The organism is Mesorhizobium sp. P3_A2 (assembly GCF_056403115.1).
In genome coordinates this window covers 236,434-253,372 of the sequence record NZ_JBFUGC010000007.1, presented here as the reverse complement: position 1 = coordinate 253,372, position 16,939 = coordinate 236,434, and the positions used below count along the sequence as shown (strand labels likewise).

The following is a 16,939-nucleotide window of genomic DNA, read 5'->3' as shown; positions in this document are numbered from 1 at the left end:
TTATTATCTGGGCAAAGGCACGGTGAGCCCGACCTTGACGCGGTCCATGGCGACGAAGGTGCGGAATTTTCGCACATTCTTGCTGTCGAAGAACAGTTTGCGCGTCAGCGCCTCATAGGCGCCCATGTCGGCCACGGTGATGACCAGGATGAAGTCGGCCTCGCCGGTGACGTAGTAGCATTGCTGCACCTCGGGAGCCGCCGAGAATTGCCGCTTGGTCGCGTCGATCAGGTCTGAGCGTTCGCTCTCCAGCTCGACCTCGACGAAGATGGTGATGGGCTGGCCGACCGCCGCCGGCTCGATGACCGCGACATTGCCGGCAATGACGCCAGACTTTTCCATGCGCTTGATGCGCCTCTGCACCGCCGGCGCCGACAGGTTGACGGCCTCGCCGATCAGCCGCTGCGGCGTGGTGTTGTCCCTTTGCAGGATGGCAAGGATGGCGAGGTCGAAACTGTCGAGTGAGGGCGATGTAGGCAAAGGCGCTGTTCCAACGAAACAAACTTGCATTTCGAAGGCCCAATTACAGCGCCCTTTGCGCCTCTGCTGCAATATGATTTCGTCTGACCCTCAAGGAGGCCAACCGTGTTCCTGCTCAACAGCAATACCTTGCACCGCCGGCCGCTCGATCCGGTCGATGCCGAAACGCTGGGGGTTGCCGGAGCCGACACGGTCGAGCGCTTTCTCGCCCATCGCGACAATCACCAGATAACGCCGCTGCATGCACTGCCGGCGCTGGCCGGCGAACTCGGCCTCGGCGCCATCCACATCAAGGATGAAGGCTTTCGCCTCGGCCTCGGCAGCTTCAAGGCGCTGGGCGGCGCCTATGCAGTCTTCCGCCTGGTGCTTGAGGAAGCGAGCCGGTCGCTCGGCTGGGCCGTCGATGTGGCCGATCTCGACCGGTCCGATGTTCGGGCGGTCGCAGCCGGCATGACGGTGGCCTGCGCTACCGACGGCAATCACGGCCGATCGGTTGCGCAAGGGGCGCAACTCGTCGGCGCCAAGGCTGCAATCTTCGTTCATGCCGGCGTCAGCGAGGAGCGGATTGCAGCAATAGCGCGCTATGACGCGCAGATGATCCGCGTCGACGGCAATTACGACGACTCGGTCAGGCAGGCAGCTGAGCTTTCGGCCGAGAAAGGCTGGACCGTGGTGTCCGACACCTCCTGGCCGGGCTACGAACGCATCCCCGGTCTGGTCATGCAGGGCTATACGGCGATCGTGCGCGAAGCGCTGCGCCAGTTGCCGCAACCGCCAACCCACGTCTTCGTGCAGGCCGGTGTCGGCGGCATTGCCGCTGCCGTGGCAGGCCATCTCGCCATCGTGCTCGGCGATGCCAGGCCGACCTTCATCGTGGTCGAGCCGGTGCGCGCAGCCTGCGTTGCCGCAGCGGCCCAGGCAGGCCGCGTGGTCAAGGTTGCGCACGCCCCCCCGACTGTGATGGCGATGCTTGAATGCTATGAGGCCTCTCCAGTCGCTTGGCGCGTGCTGGCGCGGGTTGCCGACGCCTTCATGACGGTGGACGAGGATGAGGCCGTCGCGGTGATGCGGCGGTTGGCGCGGCCGGCGGGCGGCGATCCGGCGATCGTTTCCGGCGAAAGTGGCGGCGTCGGCCTTGCCGGCCTGATCCGCGCGGTGGCTGACGACAGCGCCGCTCTCGGGCTCGATAGCCAATCCCGCGTGCTGTTGATCAACACCGAAGGCGCTACCGACCCGCATCGCTATGCCGAACTGGTCGGCATGACACCGGCCGATGTGCTGGCCGGCAAGATGGCAGCCGAGGCAGCATCATGATCGCCATCGATGCGAAGCGCCTGCTAGGCCGCATCCGTGAGCTCGGCACTGTCGGTCGTGACGGCGACGGCAGGCTGATCCGGCTCGCCGCTTCCGATGCCGACAAGCAAGGCCGCGACCTCTTCGTCGGCTGGCTCAGGCAAGCCGGGCTGGAAGTCGCCATCGACCGGGTCGGCAACATATTCGGCATCTGGCAAAGCGCCGACAATGCGGGGCAGGCGCCGCTGCTGATCGGCTCGCACATCGACACCGTCATCGATGCCGGCATTTATGATGGCTGCTATGGCGTACTTGCCGGGCTGGAGGTGATCGAGACGCTGAAGGCCTCGGGCGTTTCGCCCTCACGTCCGGTCGCGGTCGCCGCTTTCACCAATGAAGAGGGTGTGCGCTACACGCCCGACATGATGGGCTCGCTCGTCCATGCCGGTGGGGCTGGCGTGGACGCTATGTTGGCCGCCATCGGCACCGACGGCAGCGTGCTCGGCCAGGAACTTTCCCGGATCGGCTATGCCGGCGACCGCGACCCCGGCTTCCTCAAGCCACATGCCTATCTCGAACTGCATATCGAGCAGGGGCCGGTGCTGGAGCGCGAAGGCGTGCCGATCGGCGCCGTCGAAAATCTGCAAGGCATCTCATGGCAGCGCATCACCATCGACGGCGCCGCCAATCATGCCGGCACCACGCCGATGTCGATGCGCAGCGATGCCGGCCATGCTGCCGCCCGCGTCATCACCTTCCTGCACGATCGAGCCAAGGTTTCGAACACGCCGACGGTCGTCACCGTCGGTACGATGCGCTTCGAGCCGAATGCCATCAATGTCATTCCCGGGCGCGCCGTCTTCACTATCGACCTGCGCGATCCCGATGAACAGCGCCTGCAGGCACATGAGGCGGCGCTTGCCGCATACCTCGAAGAGCTTGCTGTGGTTGAGAACGTGTCGATTTCTGCGGAGCAACTCGCCCGCTTCGAGCCGGTGCTGTTCGATATCGGCATCGTCGAACGGATCGAGACCGCCGCGAAAAATCGCGGTCTCGGCGTCAGGCGCATGACATCGGGCGCCGGCCATGATGCACAGATGATGGCCCGCATCGCGCCGGCGGCGATGATCTTCGTGCCGAGCGCCGGCGGCATCAGCCACAATCCGCGCGAACATACCGAGGATGCCGAGCTTGTCGCAGGCACCAACATCCTGCTTGATGTCGCCAGTGAGCTTGCGAAATAGGTCGGGGGAGAAAAATGGCTGAACTCGATCGTGATGCGCTGAAGCGGGAGATGACCGTCTGGCGGCGCGATCTGCATGCGCATCCTGAATTCGGCTTTGAGGAAAAGCGCACGGCCGCCTTTGTCGCCGCGAAGCTGCGTGAATTCGGGTTGGACGATGTCGCGGAAGGCGTCGGCGGTACCGGCGTCGTCGGCACGTTGAAGCGCGGCAGCGGCAACCGGGCGATTGCGCTCAGGGCCGACATGGATGCGCTGCGCATCACCGAGCAATCGGCGGCGGCCTATCGCTCGCAAAACACTGGCTTCATGCATGCCTGCGGCCATGACGGCCACACCACCATGCTGCTCGGCGCTGCAAAGCTGCTGGCGGCCGAGGGTGGTTTTGACGGCACTGTGCGCTTCATCTTTCAGCCGGCCGAGGAGTGGGGCAAGGGCGCGCTGGCGATGCTCGACGACGGTCTGATGCAGCGCTTTCCCTTCGACGAGATTTTCGGCCTGCACAACATGCCTGGCCTGCCCATCGGGTATTTCGAAACCCGCGCCGGCCCGATCATGTCGGCCGAGGATAATTTCGAGATCGTGCTTAAGGGCATCGGCGGCCATGCCGCGCGACCGCATTCGGGCAAAGAAACGCTGGTCGCCGCCTGCGCGTTGGTCACCAATCTGCAGACCATCGTCTCGCGCCGGCTGAGCCCGGCCGACATAGCGGTGGTTTCGGTGACCGAACTGATCACCGACGGCACGCGCAATGCATTGCCCGGTCTTGCCCGCATCCTCGGCGATGCCCGCAGTTTTCGGCCGGAGGTCAGCGCCGAGATCGAGCGGCAGATGCGCATCATCGCCGAGGGTACGGCCGCCGCCTACAATGTCTCCGCCGAGATCACCTACACCAGGGAGTTCGTACCGCTGCAAAACGATGCCGAACTCGTCGACGAGGCATTTGCCGCCGCAAGGCGCGTGCTGGCCGAGAACGCAGTCGGCGTCGCGGCGGAGCCGATGACCGGTTCGGAGGATTTCGCCCGCTTCCTCGACCACGTACCCGGCTGTTTCGTTTTCCTCGGCAATGGCGAGGCGTCAGTGCCGCTGCACAATTCCAGCTACGACTTCAACGATGACGGGCTGTTGTACGGCACAAATTTCCACGCCGCGATCGTCAGGCAAAGACTGGGCGGCGAGGCCGGCAAATGACGACGGCTTGATTGCCGGTTCGCCTTCGCGGCTGGCCCAAGCGGCTGCGCTGGTCCCAGCCAGCTCCCGGGTTTAGTCACAAGGCCTGTTGCCGGAGATCGTACGCCAATGGCCAGGGTTTCGCTTCTGGGAATACCGCATGACGAGAACTCGTCCTACCTCAAGGGTGCTGCGGCAGCGCCGGCTCTGATCCGGCGCGAGCTCAAAAGCGACGCGCACTCCTCGTGGAGCGAAACCGGCTTCGATGTGGCGGACAGTTTTCTCGACCGTGGCGACATCGACTTTTCCGGCGTTGGCGATCCGTGGGAGCGGATCGAGGCCGAGGTCGGGCGCGCGCTGGACGCCGGCCATCCGCTGATCAGCCTCGGCGGCGACCACGCGATCGCATGGCCGTTGCTGCGCGTCGTGCGCCGCCGCCACCCCAGCCTGACGATCGTCCAGATCGACGCCCATCCCGACATCTACGATGCCTATCAGGGCAACAAACGCTCGCACACCTCGTCCTTCGCTCGCATCCTGGAGGAGGGGCTGGCCGACCGGCTGATCCAGATCGGCTTGCGCACGCTCAACGACGAGCTTCGTGACCAGCTCACACTCTTCGGCGTCGAGGTGATCGAGGCGCGCCATTTCAGCGAGGATCTGCGGCTCGACCTCAAGACGCCGGTTTACCTCTCGGTCGATCTAGATGGCCTCGATCCGGCCTGTGCGCCCGGTGTGTCGCATCGCGAACCCGGTGGTCTTACAACCCGGCAAGTGATCGGCCTGATCCAGCGGATCGACCAACCGATCATTGGTGCCGATGTTGTCGAATACAATGCGAATCAGGATGTCTCCAACCTGACAGCGCTTGTCGCCGCCAAGCTGGTCAAAGAGATCGCCGGCATGATGCTGAAGACGCATGGCGCCGCCTGAATCAATCTGGCAAGGCGGCATGGTAGACGATTGTTCGGACTCGCATTTCCAACGAAAGCCGCCATGCCGCATCCATTGAAGATAGCCATAGCCGGCGCGCTCGGCCGTATGGGCAGGCAGATGGCACTGGCCGTCGAGGCCGATCCCAGGCTGGCGCTCGTCGCCCGCTTTCACAGACCGGGCAGCGCCGGCGAGGGCCTGGTCGAACGCGACGAGGCGCTGGCGATTGCCGATGTCGTCATCGACTTCACCACGCCGGCGGCCTCCGTCGAACTGGCAAAGGCCTGCGCGGCCCGCGGCGGCCCGGCACTGGTCATCGGCTCGACCGGATTCAATGCCTCTGAACTTGCCGCCATTGCCGAGGCGGCGAAGTATATCGCGATCGTGCGCTCGGGCAGCTACTCGCTCGGCCTCAACATGCTGGCGGGGTTGGTCGAGCAGGCGGCGCAGGCGCTTGGCCCCGACGCCGACATCGAGATCCTGGAGGCGCATCACCGTCTGAAGGTCGACGCGCCGTCTGGCACGGCGCTGATGCTTGGCGAAGCGGCCGCGAGGGCGCGCGGCGTCGGCCTCGACGATGTGGCGAGACGCGCTCGCGACGGCGTCACCGGTCCTCGCCCTGCCGGTGAGATCGGCTTTGCCGTGCTGCGCGGCGGCGGCATTGTCGGCGATCATACCGTGAGCTTCCTCAGCGAAGGCGAGACCCTCACGCTCTCGCATTCGGCCGCTGACCGCTCGATGTTCGCGCGGGGCGCCATTGTAGCGGCACTTTGGCTGGTGGAACGTCCGCCCGGCGAATACGACATGCGCGACGTTCTGGGGTTCGACAAAAGGGCAGGCCGCTGACCTTGTCAATCCCTTGCAAGGCTGCGGTTGTCGCTGTTTTCCCGCCATCGATGCACTGTATCGTGATCGATGAACGCCGGCTCAGCGATTGGTCGCGCCATATAGCAAGTGCTATAACTTAACTATTTGATATCACGATAGAAAATTGCAACCGCCACGTCATTCGGGGGATTTCAAGATCGAACTGAACGGTTCGGTTCACACATTTTAGTGATTGGAAATGGCAGCAAGACAGACCCATCTCGGGGTGGTCCGAGCGACGCGAATTCCTCCCAAGGCACGCCACTAGACGGACAGGACCAGATATCTGGAGTACTTAAAATGACCAAGATCGCTCTTACCGCTGCTGCCCTCCTCGTTGCCACCGGCACCGCTTTCGCAAGCAGCGACCATTACGGCTCTGACGGCGTCAACCAGCCTGCTGTGACCGCGTCGACCGCTCCGGCCGGCAACATAGACCACAGCTATACGGCCTCGATCGGGAAGCCGGCTACCTTCGGCGGCTTCACGATCAAGCCGGACTCGAACCAGCCGCAATCCGGCCAGGGCATCTGGGGTCGTTAATTTCCAGAGAGATTTACGACCACAAAGAGCGGTGGGCTTGGCCCGCCGCTCTTGTTTTTTGTGCAGCCGGCTTGGGTTCCGCGAGGTCTGAATCAATTCGGCAGCAAGCTACCCTATCTTCTTGTTTGCACATCATCTTTCTAGGTCAAGTTGGTGATCTTCGTTAGACCGGCACCGTTTCGGCAACCGCTGAGCGGGCTCTCCGAAACCAACGAGCGGCGGTCTTGGCCGCCGCTTTTTTGCGCAGCCGTGACCGGCACTGACCGCGAGGAATCCGTTTTGCCCGGGAATAAAACCGGGCGGTGGCGGGTCTTGTCGACAGCGGGACCATCCTCCCAAGGCGCCCGCGCAGTGAAACGACAGACAAGGAATACTGAAATGACCAGGATTGCATTCGTCGCGGCCGCGATGCTCGTCTCTGCCATGGGCAGCGCCTCTGCCGGCAGCGATCACTATGGCGCCGACAACGCTAACCAGCCGACCGCCGGCGTCGACCGCGGCTTCACCGCCTCGATCCGCAGGCACAGGATGGCCAAGCCTGCGGCTAACGTCGATACGACGACAACGGGATCGGCACGATCGAAAGCCTCGCCGGATCCTGGCCAGGGCATCTGGGGCAATTGATCTTTGCACCAAAAGCGGCAGGCGTGGTCCGCCGCTTTAGATTTGGACAGCATCAGCCCAAATCCTTCGGCCTGATGCAATGCGTTAGCCGGGCTGTGCCGAAGGCGAGGTCTGCCCAGTCATCGTCGACGACAAAGCGTGCAAGGGCGCCGGTGGGGAATTTTTCTTCAAGCTTCCTCAGAGCTGCGGCATCCGATCGCGGACCGGCAAGCCGGCGTGCCAAATCCTCCAGGCCGGGATTATGGCCAAGCACCAGGACGCAGCCAGCCGACGCCATTGCCTGTTGCACCTCGGCCAGAATATCGCCAGCCGTGGCCTCGAAGAGCCCCTCGGCAAACTCCACCGGCACTCTCTCCGGCAGTTCGGCCGAGACCAGCCGCCATGTCTCCCGCGTGCGCAGCGCCGGTGACACCAGCGCCAGATTGGGCAGCCAGTCGCGCTTGGCCAGTTCGCGCCCCATCCGTGGCGCAGCCTTCAGCCCGCGCGGGGCAAGCGGCCGGTCGAAATCAGCAAGCGCCGGATCGTCCCAGCTCGACTTGGCATGGCGCAGCAGGAGCATCTGTTTCATCGGTTCATCTCAGAACCAGGGAATGTTGAGCTGGAAATCTTTGCCATATCCGCCACCATATTTGGCGCCCGTAGCGACATCGAAAGCTGCCGACAAAGTGCCGAAGATGAACAGGCCGACGCGCTTCTCATCTTTGTCCCATTTGATGGCAATATCCGGTTCAGTCATCGCCCAAGCGCCTGATCGAATATGAATCGCGCCAATGATCGGCCCAGCGGCCTGGCCGTTCACTTCGTACAGATAAAAATACGCTGTAGCGTTTGGCAGCCCATCGGTTTCCTCATATTCGAAGACACCGGCGAGATCGCCTTTCCTTCGGATAGCACTATCAAAGATATCCAAGGGCCTCAGGTCCTGACCTGTGTCCTGAAATTTCTACGGCGTGATCCGCGCCAGATGCTCGAGGTCACGTTCCTCGCGCAGCGGGTCGGGCGCCATCACCACGGAGGTGGCGTTGTCGGCGTCGTCGGCGAAATGCGCCAGCACCGTGCGGCCGCCTTCCATGCGCGCCTTGCCGTCGGCGACGAGGCCGAGCGCCAGCGCATAGAGCCGGTGTTCGGCCTTCAGCACGCGCGCGGCCAGCGTGTCCTCATTGTCGCCGACCATCACCGGCACCGCGGCTTGCGCTATGATCGGGCCGTCATCCATCTCGGGCGTGACGAAATGCACCGTGCAGCCATGGATGCGCATGCCGGCCCGCAGCGCGCGTGCATGCGTGTCGAGCCCCTTGAAGGCCGGTAGCAGGGCAGGGTGTATGTTGAGCATGCGCCCCTGCCACTTCTCGACCAGGCCACGGGAAAGGATGCGCAAATAGCCGGCCAGCGCCACGATCTCGGCGTTGAACGCAACCAGTGCGGCGTCGATCGCCGCATCATGGGCTTCCTTGCTGGCATGGTCGGAGCGCACGATGACCTTGGTCGGGATGCCGCGCGCGGCTGCGATGCCGAGACCGGCGGCGTTCACCCGGTCGGAAATGACGCCGACGATCTCGGCCGGATAGGCCGGATCGCTCGCCGCCGCGATCAGCGCCGTCATGTTGGAGCCGCGTCCCGAGATCAAGACAACCGTGCGTTTCCTGCTCATAGGCCGATCGAGCCCCGATAGATGACGCCGGCGTCGCGGCGCGGCACGATGCGGCCGATCGGCGTCACCGTCTCGCCGGCCTCCTGCAGCACGGCGGCGACCTGCGCTGCCTGGCCGGAGGCGACGACGAGGATCATGCCGATGCCGCAATTGAAGGTGCGCATCATCTCTTCCGGCGCCACGCCGCCGGTTTTCGCCAGCCAGGAAAAGACCGGCGGCACATCGATGGCATTGAGGTCGAGCTCGGCGGAGAAATCCTTCGGCAGCACGCGTGGGATGTTTTCGGGGAAGCCGCCGCCGGTGATGTGGGCGAGCGCTTTGATGCCGTGCGTGTTGCGGATCGCCTTCAGGATCGACTTCACATAGATGCGGGTCGGCTCCAGCAGCGCTTCGGCCAGCGTCGCCTCGTCGTTGAACGGCGCCGGATCGCTCCAGGCAAGGCCGCTGACACCAACGATGCGGCGCACCAGCGAAAAGCCGTTGGAATGCAGGCCGGATGAGGAAAGGCCGAGCAGCACATCGCCCTCGACAATGTCGTCGGTGGGCAAGAGCTGGCCGCGTTCAGCCGCTCCCACAGCGAAACCGGCAAGGTCATAGTCCTTGTCGTGATACATGCCCGGCATTTCAGCCGTCTCGCCGCCGATCAGCGCGCAACCGGCCTGCCGGCAGCCTATTGCGATACCGCCGACGATCGCTGCCCCCTGGTCGGGGTCGAGCTTGCCGGTGGCGAAATAGTCGAGGAAGAACAGCGGCTCCGCCCCTTGTACGACAATGTCGTTGACGCACATGGCGACGAGGTCGATGCCGATCGTGTCATGCTTGCCGGCGTCGATGGCGATCTTGAGCTTGGTGCCGACGCCGTCATTGGCGGCAACCAGCACCGGGTCCGTGAAACCTGCGGCCTTGAGGTCGAACAGGCCGCCAAAGCCGCCGATCTCGCCATCGGCGCCCGGCCGGCGCGTCGCGCGCACCAGCGGCTTGATCTTCTCCACCATCAGATTGCCGGCATCGATATCGACGCCAGCCTCGGCATAGGTGAGCCCGTTCTTGCGCTTGCTCATGTCCGGCGCTTGCTCATCGCTGTTTCCACTCGTTTGCGGGCTCTTCGCATGAACGGCCGCGCCTCGCAAGGATGACGGCGGAATGGCGGGGTTTTGCCCCCCGATAAAAGCGTGGGCAGTGGGTTTTTCGGCGGCGGTAGCGCCCCTTGTGCAAAATCCGTCTGTCCTCGCTTTTTATTGGAGACAAAACCCCTCGTCTCCATCTTCGCCTTCACCCCCTTTTGCGTCCTTGTACCTAGCTGTTGTTGGTGATCTGTTGCCACGCATCAGGCATTCGGGGAAAAGCCATGCTCAATCCGTCGCAACAGATCATGAGGCTGGGATTCGGATTCGCCGTGTCGCAGGCGCTGCGCGTCATTATCGAACTCGGTATCCCCGATCTGCTGGCTGCCAGCGAGCGGTCGGTGGATGAACTAGCGGCTGCCACCCAGTCGGACGCTGACGCGCTTTATCGTGTAATGCGACTTCTCGCGCCTGAAGGGGTCTTTCGGGAAATACTGCCCCGTCATTTCGAGTTGACGGAGGTTGGTGCCGTGCTGCGCTCCGATCGGCCGGGTCCCGGTGACTTCGTCCGCATGATCAACAGCGAGGCCTATCTTGCCTTCGAGCAACTCCTGCATTCTGTCCGCACCGGAAAGCCGGCCTTCGACAAGGTGTTCGGGAGCCCAAGGTTTGACTGGCTGTCGGAACACCCGGAGCAGGCTGCCTTGTTTCAGCGTGCCATGGTCGCCTTGAGCCAAGGCAGCAACGAGGCCGTTGCCGAAGCTTATGACTTCAAGCCGTTCACGCGTGTCGTCGACGTTGGCGGCGGGCATGGCCAGCTTCTCTCGGCGATCCTGGCCCGCAACCCTCATTTGAGCGGCGTGCTTTTCGATCTGTCTTCAGGCGTCGCGGCAGCACGCCAGGGTGCCGGAGGCGACCTGCCGCGCACCGAATTTGTCGCCGGTGATTTTTTTGAAAGCGTTCCCACCGGTGATGCTTACGTCATCAAGAAGGTCGTTCACGATTGGGACGATGGGCGTGCCGCGGAGATCCTGCGAAATTGCCGTAAGGCGATGCTGCCGAACGGGAAGGTGCTTGTGGCCGAGACCCTCGTACCGCCAGGTGACGAACCGAACCAGATCAAGGGTATCGACGTGGTCATGCTCGCCGTCACCGGCGGCCTGGAGAGAACGCAGGTCCAATATGCAAGCTTGTTCGACGCCGCTGGACTACGCCTGGAACGAGTGATTCAGACCCGAGGACCCATTTCCATCCTCGAGGCGTCCGCGGTCTGATCAAAGAAGTTCTCGCCGCGAGCCCAGAGCGCGGTACTTAGCTGTCCAGCGACCGTCATCTTTTCCATGAACGTCAGGGACGTCGAATATGCGAGATTGGAAGCCTGTCGAGATGGCCGGCAGGGCATAGGGGTGGTTCACACAAAGCCTTACCATGTGTGGCGCTTCTCCCTTGCGATCCCCCTCCTTCTCCATCATGTATCAGCAAAACAAAAGCGACGGGACATCGCCTTGACCATCCCCAACCTGATCACCATCATGCGCTTCCTGCTGGTGCCGGCGGTGGTGCTGGCGATGCTGAACATGCGCTGGGACTGGGCGTTTGCCGGCTTTCTCGTCGCCGGCATTTCCGATGGCGTCGATGGCTTCATCGCCCGCCATTTCAACCAGCAATCCAGGCTTGGCGCCTATCTCGACCCGATGGCCGACAAATTGTTGCTGGTCTCGGTGTTCGTGGTCATGGGTTTCATCGGCGAACTGCCGCTGTGGCTGGTAGTCACCATGGTGTCGCGCGACGGGCTGATCGTCTGCGCCGTCGTCCTGTCCACCGTCATGGCGCATCCGGTCGAGATGAAGCCGCTCTACGTGTCGAAGGCCAACACCGCCGCCCAGATCGCGCTGGCGGCCGTGGTGCTGGGTGAACTCGCCCTTGGCCTCCACCTCGACCCGCTCAGGCCCGCGCTCATATTGCTGTCCGGGGTCTTGACCGTGGCTTCGGCCGCGGCCTATCTCGTGGCTTGGCTGAGGCATATGAGCGGTTATGGCGAAGGCTCCACCCCGGGTAGTTGACAACAGTGCCGCGACTGCAGCGGCAGCAGACGCGGCTGCGTCCACTGCGTTTCGCCGCCAGATATTCTTCTGGCTGGGAACCGCCGTCTTCCTGGCGCTGTTCCTCTATATCTTCTCCGGCATCCTGCTGCCGTTCGTCGCCGGCATGGTGCTTGCCTATTTCCTCGACCCGGTCGCCGACCGGCTGCAGCGCCTCGGCCTGTCCAGGCTGATGGCGACGATTGTCATCCTGATTACCTTCATCGTCTTGCTGGTTCTGGCCTTCGTCATCCTGGTTCCGGTGCTGGCGACCCAGATGGCTGATTTCGCCAGCAAGCTGCCGGAATATCTGACCCGGCTGCAGGCGCTGATCACCAGCTTCGACCCGAAATGGCTGGAGCAGAAATTCGGCGTCAACGCCAATGGCCTGCGCGACGGGCTGAATTCGCTGCTCACCTCGGGCTTCGGCCTGTTGAGCACCGTCTTCACCTCGATCTGGAGTTCCGGCGTGGCGCTGGTTTCGGTGGTCAGCCTGTTCGTGGTCACCCCGGTCGTCGCCTTCTACATGCTGCTCGACTGGGACCGCATGGTGGCGGTGGTCGACAGCTGGGTGCCGCGCGATTATGTCGGGACGGTCAGGGCGATCTTCAGGGACATCAACACCGCGACCGCGGGCTTCGTGCGCGGCCAGGGCACGCTGTGCCTGGTGCTCGGCGGCATGTACGCCACCGGCCTGACGCTGACCGGGTTGAATTTCGCCATCCTCATCGGCCTGTTCGCCGGGCTGATCTCCTTCATTCCCTATGTCGGTTCGCTGACCGGCCTGGTGCTGGCTGTCGGCGTTGCCTTCGTCCAGTTCTGGCCGGACTGGACCATGATCGTCGCCGTGGCCGTGGTGTTCTTCATCGGCCAGTTCATCGAGGGCAACATCCTGCAACCCAGGCTGGTCGGCAAGAGCGTCGGCCTGCATCCGGTCTGGCTGATGTTCGCACTGTTTGCCTTCGGCGCCCTGTTCGGCTTCGTTGGCCTGCTGATTGCTGTGCCGGCCTCGGCCGCGGTTGCCGTGCTGGTGCGCTTTGCCATTGCCCGCTATCTCGAATCGCCGCTCTACAAGGGACACTCAACCGAGCCCGTCCCGCCGCTGCCCGCCGATCGCGGCGGCGGTCATCGGACGCGGCGCGGCTGACGTGGTCGACCAGAGAACCGAACCGCCGCGCCAGCTACCGCTCGATCTCGGCCACGGCACCGGCTATTCGCGCGACGAACTGGTGGTGTCGGCCACCAATCGCGAGGCGGCGGCCCTGGTCGACCGCTGGCCGGACTGGCCATCGCCGGTGATCGTTCTGGCCGGCCCGGCCGGTTCCGGCAAGACACATCTGGGGTCGATCTGGCACGCGCGGGCCAACGCTGTGGCGGTCGATGCCCAGCGCATCGGCAATGCCATCGCCGGGCTCGGCGGCAGGCCTGCGCTGATCGACGATGTCGACAAGACAGCCATCGACGAGGCGGGCCTGTTCCATCTCATCAATGAAGTGCGCGGCGCCGGTTCCACCTTGCTGTTGACGGCGCGGCGCTTCCCCGCCGCCTGGGGGGTGACGCTGCCCGATCTCGCCTCACGGCTGAAAGCAGCGGCAACCGTCGAAATCCACGAACCCGATGACCTGCTTCTGGCCGGTGTCATCACCAAACTGTTCGCCGACCGCCAGGTCGAGGTCGAACAGCATGTTGTGCAATATCTCGTGCGCCGCATCGAGCGCTCGCTGGCCACCGCCATGCGGGTGGTCGAACGGCTGGATCGCACCGCGCTCGAACGCAAGACGCCGATTACAAGGGCACTCGCCGCCGAGATCGTCAGTGCGATGGATGAAGGTCAGGGGGAGTTCGAAATCTAGGCAGTGGAAGGAGAAGACTCCGCTCCTGTCCCATTTCGAGAAAAACCTCTGGCATCCATCTTGCAGCACTACGCCTGCCGGCTGACCCCGGTCCTGATCGCGTTCCTGATCGGGTTGTAGGCTCGCCGGGAGTGATGATTGGGGTTCTCGCCCGGCGAGCTTACCTTCAAGCAGAATGGTCGCCAGAGTGGCCCTTAAAAGGGCGCGCGCTCCTGTCACGCCCACAACGGGGCCAAATACCGAACCAGCAGGTAGACCGCTGAGTGCGCTGCCATGTAGCAGGCGGCAACGACGACAAAGAAGGTCAGGCTGGCTGGCCACGACCGGGGAGAACGCTGCCTCTTGCTAGGCCGGTTGTTCCAAATCCACAGGGCAGCACAGATAATGGCCCAAACGACCACGAACGGAATCGCGATGCCGATATAAGCAAAGTAGGCAGGGCCTATCAGCGACAGCCATGCTTCAAGACCAAGCATCCGGAATCTCCCCTTTTGCCAAAGTCTAGACCGACGGCAGCGATGGAAGCGAGGGCTTATCCGCGCTAAGGCTTTCCCGGGCAATGGCGAGAGACGATCAAAGGAACCACCTGCCTGGCTGACGTGGTTGCGGCGCTTATCGCCGCCACGGGCACGTAGGCTCAGGTGGCGCCCGGCCGACTAACCCGGCCGGGGCATGTCTAAAGCGATCGGATCAACCGCAGACCCTGACCTGCTCGATGACCCTGTGGTGATGGCGCCAGTGCTTGACCAGCTCGATATGGCAGCGGTGATGACGGTGGTGGCGGCGCCATTGACCGTCATTGCCCTGATTGTCGCTATATTCATCGTCGTCGTAGACTCTTTGGCGTTCGTGATAACGGAGAATTTGTATTTGATCATTGTCGGGTGAATATTGATCGCCGTCGTCGGACTGGATGATCACGCTGGCGGCTTGCGCCGGTGCAATCAAAACTGCCGTTCCGGCAAAAGCTATCATGGAAGCGATTATCAGGGTTTTCATTATATCTCTCCTGGGTCGAATAATACTCAACTCGCGGGAGAGCTTCGCGTTCCAATGCAAATTGCAGGGTAACCGATGCAGGCCTGCGGGGTGCGAACGCGCACCGCCATGCGCCGGCGGCGAGGCCACCGTTGGCGACAGGCAAACTTTGCAGGGGAGAAAAATGGTCGGAGTGGAGAGATTCGAACTCCCGACCCTCTGGTCCCAAACCAGATGCGCTACCAGGCTGCGCTACACTCCGAGGCCCTGCGGCGTATAAGGTTACGGGCCCTGCCGCGCAACCCCTAAAACGTCAAACCGGACTCGGCGGTTTGCGCTCCCGCGCAATTCTGGCAGCGATCGCCTTGGCCTGGATGCGGGCGTTGGCGAAGCAGCCGCGGATGCTCGGCCGCATGCCGGTGAACCACAGGCCCGGCAGTTTCGGGTCGCTGTCGGCGCCGTTGAACAGCGGCACGCCCTTTTCGTCGAGTACGCCGAGCTTGCCCAACATGGCCTCGAGCCCGGTGCGGTAGCCGGTCGCGGCGATGACGATATCGGGCTGGATCGTCACGCCATTGTCGAAAATGACCGTGTCGCGGGTGAATTCCCGCACCGTCGGCACGACGATGATCCTGCCATCCTTGATGGCGTCGACGGCGCCGTCATCGGCGGCGATGGCGGTATAATCCGACGCCAGCCGGCTTGCCCCGCCCGAGGGCGTCGGTGGCAGACCGAAGGCGGCGAGGTCACCGAAGACCAGCCGCTGCGTCGCTGCCATCACCGCATCGGCAAGCTTGAACGGCAGCCGCGCCAGAATCGGCGAAAAGCGGTGGACGGCGATCTGGCCGATGCGCTTGGGCAGCAGCGCCGGGCCGTTTCGCGCTGATAGCCAGATCTGCGCCGTATCCACCCGCGCCAGATGGTTGAGCGCGTCGAAACCGGAATTGCCGGCGCCGACGACCAGTATCTTTCGGCCCGCATAGTCATTGGCGTCGCCGAACTCGGCCGAATGGATGACGCGCCCGGCAAAGGCCTTCATACCTTTCCAGGCCGGAATGAAGGGCTGCCGGTCGCGCCCGGTGGCGATTATGACATGGCGCGCCAGTCGCGGCCCGGCGCTTGTCTGCACAAGCCAGTGGTCACCGTCGAAGGCGATCTCACCGACCGAGACGCCGAACTCGACCGGCAGCCGGTGCATGGCGCGGAATTCGTTGAGATGGCGGATGACGGCGCTTCGGTGCGGAAAGGCAGGGGTGCCGGCAGGAAACGCGACGCCCGGAAGTGCCGAGAGATCGCGATGCGTGTTGAGGTGAAGCTGTGGGTGGCGCCGGTGCCATGGCTCGGCCAGCCGGGCTTCCTTTTCCAACACCATCACTTGTACGCCGGCCTTGAGCAGCGCATGGGCTGCGGTCAGCCCGGCCCCGCCGGCGCCGATGACGATCGCGCCGTTGAAAATCGCTCGCTGGCCGGCCTCGGCGTGCAAAATCCCTGCGTCCATGCCTCTATATGTCGCCATCATGACCATGACTTTTGATGCCACGCCAGTGTATCTGGCCTATGTCGCTTCCGAAGCGGCGCGGTTGCAAGCGGCTTCGGCCTTGCCGTCGGCAGTGTTGCACAGTATTGACTGAAATAAGGCGGCGCTACCGCCAACGCAGCCACGAGGTGCCCATGTCCGCGCGTATTTTCAGCCCAGCCAAAACCGCGATGCAGTCCGGCAAGGCCAAGACCGGCCATTGGGTGCTGGAATTCGATCCCGCCCAGCGTAAGAAGATCGACCCGCTGATGGGCTACACCACATCGGGCGACATGCTGAGCCAGATCCGACTCACCTTCGACACCAGGGAAGAGGCGGTGGCTTACGCCGAAAAGCAGGGGCTGACCTTCCGCGTTGAGGAGCCGAAGGAGACCAAGCGCCGGCAGATTTCCTATGCGGAAAATTTCCGCTATGACCGCAGGATACCCTGGACGCATTGACCGGCATCGCCGGGCAGCGTCCGGCACATAGACATCAGCCGGCCAGGATATCAAATGGCTTGTCCGGCCAGCGGTCCCGTAGCTCAGCTGGATAGAGCACCGGCCTTCTAAGCCGATGGTCACAGGTTCGAATCCTGTCGGGATCGCCAACAAATCAACGGTTTAGCTCAGGCGCCGCTCCAAAG

General features: G+C 63.3%; 20 protein-coding genes and 2 tRNA genes. 13 read left to right on the top strand and 9 right to left on the bottom strand.

Features of this window, described 5'->3' with window-relative positions; genetic code table 11:
• Window positions 1-3: 3 nt before the first annotated feature.
• On the bottom strand, window positions 4-510 hold the full coding sequence (locus AC1DXM_RS18150) for an Lrp/AsnC family transcriptional regulator (RefSeq protein ID WP_477234834.1): 507 nt from the start codon (window positions 508-510) through the stop codon (window positions 4-6).
• Between the two features lie 75 nt (window positions 511-585).
• On the opposite strand from AC1DXM_RS18150, the gene AC1DXM_RS18145 reads away from it, so the two are divergent.
• The 7 genes from AC1DXM_RS18145 (at window position 586) to AC1DXM_RS18115 (ending at window position 7,150) form a co-directional block, all read left to right on the top strand.
• Window positions 586-1,794, top strand: a complete 1,209-nt coding sequence (locus tag AC1DXM_RS18145) for a diaminopropionate ammonia-lyase (protein WP_477234832.1) — start codon at window positions 586-588, stop codon at window positions 1,792-1,794.
• Entirely contained in the window at window positions 1,791-3,017 is a 1,227-nt protein-coding gene (locus AC1DXM_RS18140) for an allantoate amidohydrolase (protein WP_477234830.1), read from the top strand. The genes AC1DXM_RS18145 and AC1DXM_RS18140 overlap by 4 nt, the downstream gene beginning before the upstream one ends.
• Before the next feature lie 14 nt (window positions 3,018-3,031).
• The gene (locus AC1DXM_RS18135; protein ID WP_477234828.1) at window positions 3,032-4,204 is read left to right on the top strand and encodes a M20 aminoacylase family protein; all 1,173 of its coding nucleotides are present in this window, start codon (window positions 3,032-3,034) and stop codon (window positions 4,202-4,204) included.
• 108 nt (window positions 4,205-4,312) lie between these two features.
• Window positions 4,313-5,116: an agmatinase family protein gene (locus AC1DXM_RS18130; protein ID WP_477234826.1), complete on the top strand. Its 804-nt coding sequence runs from the start codon at window positions 4,313-4,315 to the stop codon at window positions 5,114-5,116.
• Window positions 5,117-5,179: 63 nt separating this feature from the next.
• Complete coding sequence (gene dapB, locus AC1DXM_RS18125) at window positions 5,180-5,962, top strand: 4-hydroxy-tetrahydrodipicolinate reductase (RefSeq protein ID WP_477234824.1); 783 nt, start codon at window positions 5,180-5,182, stop codon at window positions 5,960-5,962.
• Window positions 5,963-6,283: 321 nt separating this feature from the next.
• The gene (locus tag AC1DXM_RS18120; RefSeq protein ID WP_477234822.1) at window positions 6,284-6,526 is read left to right on the top strand and encodes a DUF680 domain-containing protein; all 243 of its coding nucleotides are present in this window, start codon (window positions 6,284-6,286) and stop codon (window positions 6,524-6,526) included.
• A gap of 378 nt (window positions 6,527-6,904) precedes the next feature.
• Window positions 6,905-7,150: a DUF680 domain-containing protein gene (locus AC1DXM_RS18115; protein ID WP_477234820.1), complete on the top strand. Its 246-nt coding sequence runs from the start codon at window positions 6,905-6,907 to the stop codon at window positions 7,148-7,150.
• 52 nt (window positions 7,151-7,202) lie between these two features.
• Here AC1DXM_RS18115 and AC1DXM_RS18110 read toward each other — a convergent pair whose 3' ends face one another.
• Genes AC1DXM_RS18110 through purM form a run of 4 tightly spaced genes read right to left on the bottom strand, consistent with a single transcriptional unit; the run spans window position 7,203 to window position 9,862 of the window.
• Window positions 7,203-7,718, bottom strand: coding sequence for a SixA phosphatase family protein (locus AC1DXM_RS18110; protein WP_477234819.1), 516 nt, complete (start codon window positions 7,716-7,718; stop codon window positions 7,203-7,205).
• A gap of 9 nt (window positions 7,719-7,727) precedes the next feature.
• Entirely contained in the window at window positions 7,728-8,060 is a 333-nt protein-coding gene (locus tag AC1DXM_RS18105; protein WP_477234817.1) for a hypothetical protein, read from the bottom strand.
• 33 nt (window positions 8,061-8,093) lie between these two features.
• Window positions 8,094-8,801 carry a phosphoribosylglycinamide formyltransferase gene (gene purN, locus AC1DXM_RS18100; protein ID WP_192248541.1) on the bottom strand — a complete coding sequence of 236 codons (708 nt, stop codon included), beginning with the start codon at window positions 8,799-8,801 and terminating at the stop codon, window positions 8,094-8,096.
• Window positions 8,798-9,862, bottom strand: coding sequence for a phosphoribosylformylglycinamidine cyclo-ligase (purM, locus tag AC1DXM_RS18095; protein WP_477234814.1), 1,065 nt, complete (start codon window positions 9,860-9,862; stop codon window positions 8,798-8,800). The genes purN and purM overlap by 4 nt, the downstream gene beginning before the upstream one ends.
• 287 nt (window positions 9,863-10,149) lie before the next feature.
• On the opposite strand from purM, the gene AC1DXM_RS18090 reads away from it, so the two are divergent.
• From AC1DXM_RS18090 to hdaA, 4 genes are all read left to right on the top strand, one after another.
• Window positions 10,150-11,139 carry a methyltransferase gene (locus tag AC1DXM_RS18090; protein ID WP_477234812.1) on the top strand — a complete coding sequence of 330 codons (990 nt, stop codon included), beginning with the start codon at window positions 10,150-10,152 and terminating at the stop codon, window positions 11,137-11,139.
• Window positions 11,140-11,370: 231 nt separating this feature from the next.
• Window positions 11,371-11,928 carry a CDP-alcohol phosphatidyltransferase family protein gene (locus AC1DXM_RS18085; protein WP_477234810.1) on the top strand — a complete coding sequence of 186 codons (558 nt, stop codon included), beginning with the start codon at window positions 11,371-11,373 and terminating at the stop codon, window positions 11,926-11,928.
• Window positions 11,900-13,093 (top strand): AI-2E family transporter, encoded by a 1,194-nt coding sequence (locus tag AC1DXM_RS18080; RefSeq protein ID WP_477234808.1) that lies wholly within the window; start codon window positions 11,900-11,902, stop codon window positions 13,091-13,093. The genes AC1DXM_RS18085 and AC1DXM_RS18080 overlap by 29 nt, the downstream gene beginning before the upstream one ends.
• 1 nt (window position 13,094) lies before the next feature.
• Window positions 13,095-13,799, top strand: coding sequence for a DnaA regulatory inactivator HdaA (hdaA, locus tag AC1DXM_RS18075; protein ID WP_477234806.1), 705 nt, complete (start codon window positions 13,095-13,097; stop codon window positions 13,797-13,799).
• A 215-nt stretch (window positions 13,800-14,014) separates the two neighbouring features.
• On the opposite strand, the gene AC1DXM_RS18070 is transcribed toward hdaA, so the two are convergent.
• The 4 genes from AC1DXM_RS18070 to AC1DXM_RS18055 all read right to left on the bottom strand — a co-directional run bounded on the left by AC1DXM_RS18070 (window position 14,015) and on the right by AC1DXM_RS18055 (window position 16,275).
• Entirely contained in the window at window positions 14,015-14,275 is a 261-nt protein-coding gene (locus AC1DXM_RS18070) for a hypothetical protein (protein ID WP_477234804.1), read from the bottom strand.
• Window positions 14,276-14,489: 214 nt separating this feature from the next.
• Complete coding sequence (locus AC1DXM_RS18065; RefSeq protein WP_477234802.1) at window positions 14,490-14,798, bottom strand: hypothetical protein; 309 nt, start codon at window positions 14,796-14,798, stop codon at window positions 14,490-14,492.
• Window positions 14,799-14,962: 164 nt separating this feature from the next.
• A tRNA-Pro gene (locus AC1DXM_RS18060) sits at window positions 14,963-15,039 on the bottom strand.
• A gap of 51 nt (window positions 15,040-15,090) precedes the next feature.
• Window positions 15,091-16,275, bottom strand: coding sequence for a flavin-containing monooxygenase (locus tag AC1DXM_RS18055; RefSeq protein ID WP_477235040.1), 1,185 nt, complete (start codon window positions 16,273-16,275; stop codon window positions 15,091-15,093).
• A gap of 173 nt (window positions 16,276-16,448) precedes the next feature.
• Between AC1DXM_RS18055 and AC1DXM_RS18050 the strand changes: the two genes are divergently transcribed.
• Both AC1DXM_RS18050 and AC1DXM_RS18045 read left to right on the top strand, forming a co-directional pair.
• The gene (locus tag AC1DXM_RS18050; RefSeq protein WP_112560867.1) at window positions 16,449-16,754 is read left to right on the top strand and encodes an ETC complex I subunit; all 306 of its coding nucleotides are present in this window, start codon (window positions 16,449-16,451) and stop codon (window positions 16,752-16,754) included.
• A gap of 72 nt (window positions 16,755-16,826) precedes the next feature.
• A tRNA-Arg gene (locus AC1DXM_RS18045) sits at window positions 16,827-16,903 on the top strand.
• Window positions 16,904-16,939 lie beyond the last annotated feature (36 nt).

Bases quoted from the DNA above. Each gene is read 5' to 3' on its own strand.
- AC1DXM_RS18150 (WP_477234834.1), bottom strand. From the start codon at position 510: ATGCAAGTTTGTTTCGTTGGAACAGCGCCTTTGCCTACATCGCCCTCA.
- AC1DXM_RS18140 (WP_477234830.1), top strand. From the start codon at position 1,791: ATGATCGCCATCGATGCGAAGCGCCTGCTAGGCCGCATCCGTGAGCTC.
- AC1DXM_RS18135 (WP_477234828.1), top strand. From the start codon at position 3,032: ATGGCTGAACTCGATCGTGATGCGCTGAAGCGGGAGATGACCGTCTGG.
- AC1DXM_RS18130 (WP_477234826.1), top strand. From the start codon at position 4,313: ATGGCCAGGGTTTCGCTTCTGGGAATACCGCATGACGAGAACTCGTCC.
- dapB (WP_477234824.1), top strand. From the start codon at position 5,180: ATGCCGCATCCATTGAAGATAGCCATAGCCGGCGCGCTCGGCCGTATG.
- AC1DXM_RS18120 (WP_477234822.1), top strand. From the start codon at position 6,284: ATGACCAAGATCGCTCTTACCGCTGCTGCCCTCCTCGTTGCCACCGGC.
- AC1DXM_RS18115 (WP_477234820.1), top strand. From the start codon at position 6,905: ATGACCAGGATTGCATTCGTCGCGGCCGCGATGCTCGTCTCTGCCATG.
- AC1DXM_RS18110 (WP_477234819.1), bottom strand. From the start codon at position 7,718: ATGAAACAGATGCTCCTGCTGCGCCATGCCAAGTCGAGCTGGGACGAT.
- purN (WP_192248541.1), bottom strand. From the start codon at position 8,801: ATGAGCAGGAAACGCACGGTTGTCTTGATCTCGGGACGCGGCTCCAAC.
- purM (WP_477234814.1), bottom strand. From the start codon at position 9,862: ATGAGCAAGCGCAAGAACGGGCTCACCTATGCCGAGGCTGGCGTCGAT.
- AC1DXM_RS18090 (WP_477234812.1), top strand. From the start codon at position 10,150: ATGCTCAATCCGTCGCAACAGATCATGAGGCTGGGATTCGGATTCGCC.
- AC1DXM_RS18080 (WP_477234808.1), top strand. From the start codon at position 11,900: ATGGCGAAGGCTCCACCCCGGGTAGTTGACAACAGTGCCGCGACTGCA.
- AC1DXM_RS18070 (WP_477234804.1), bottom strand. From the start codon at position 14,275: ATGCTTGGTCTTGAAGCATGGCTGTCGCTGATAGGCCCTGCCTACTTT.
- AC1DXM_RS18065 (WP_477234802.1), bottom strand. From the start codon at position 14,798: ATGAAAACCCTGATAATCGCTTCCATGATAGCTTTTGCCGGAACGGCA.
- AC1DXM_RS18055 (WP_477235040.1), bottom strand. From the start codon at position 16,275: ATGGACGCAGGGATTTTGCACGCCGAGGCCGGCCAGCGAGCGATTTTC.
- AC1DXM_RS18050 (WP_112560867.1), top strand. From the start codon at position 16,449: ATGTCCGCGCGTATTTTCAGCCCAGCCAAAACCGCGATGCAGTCCGGC.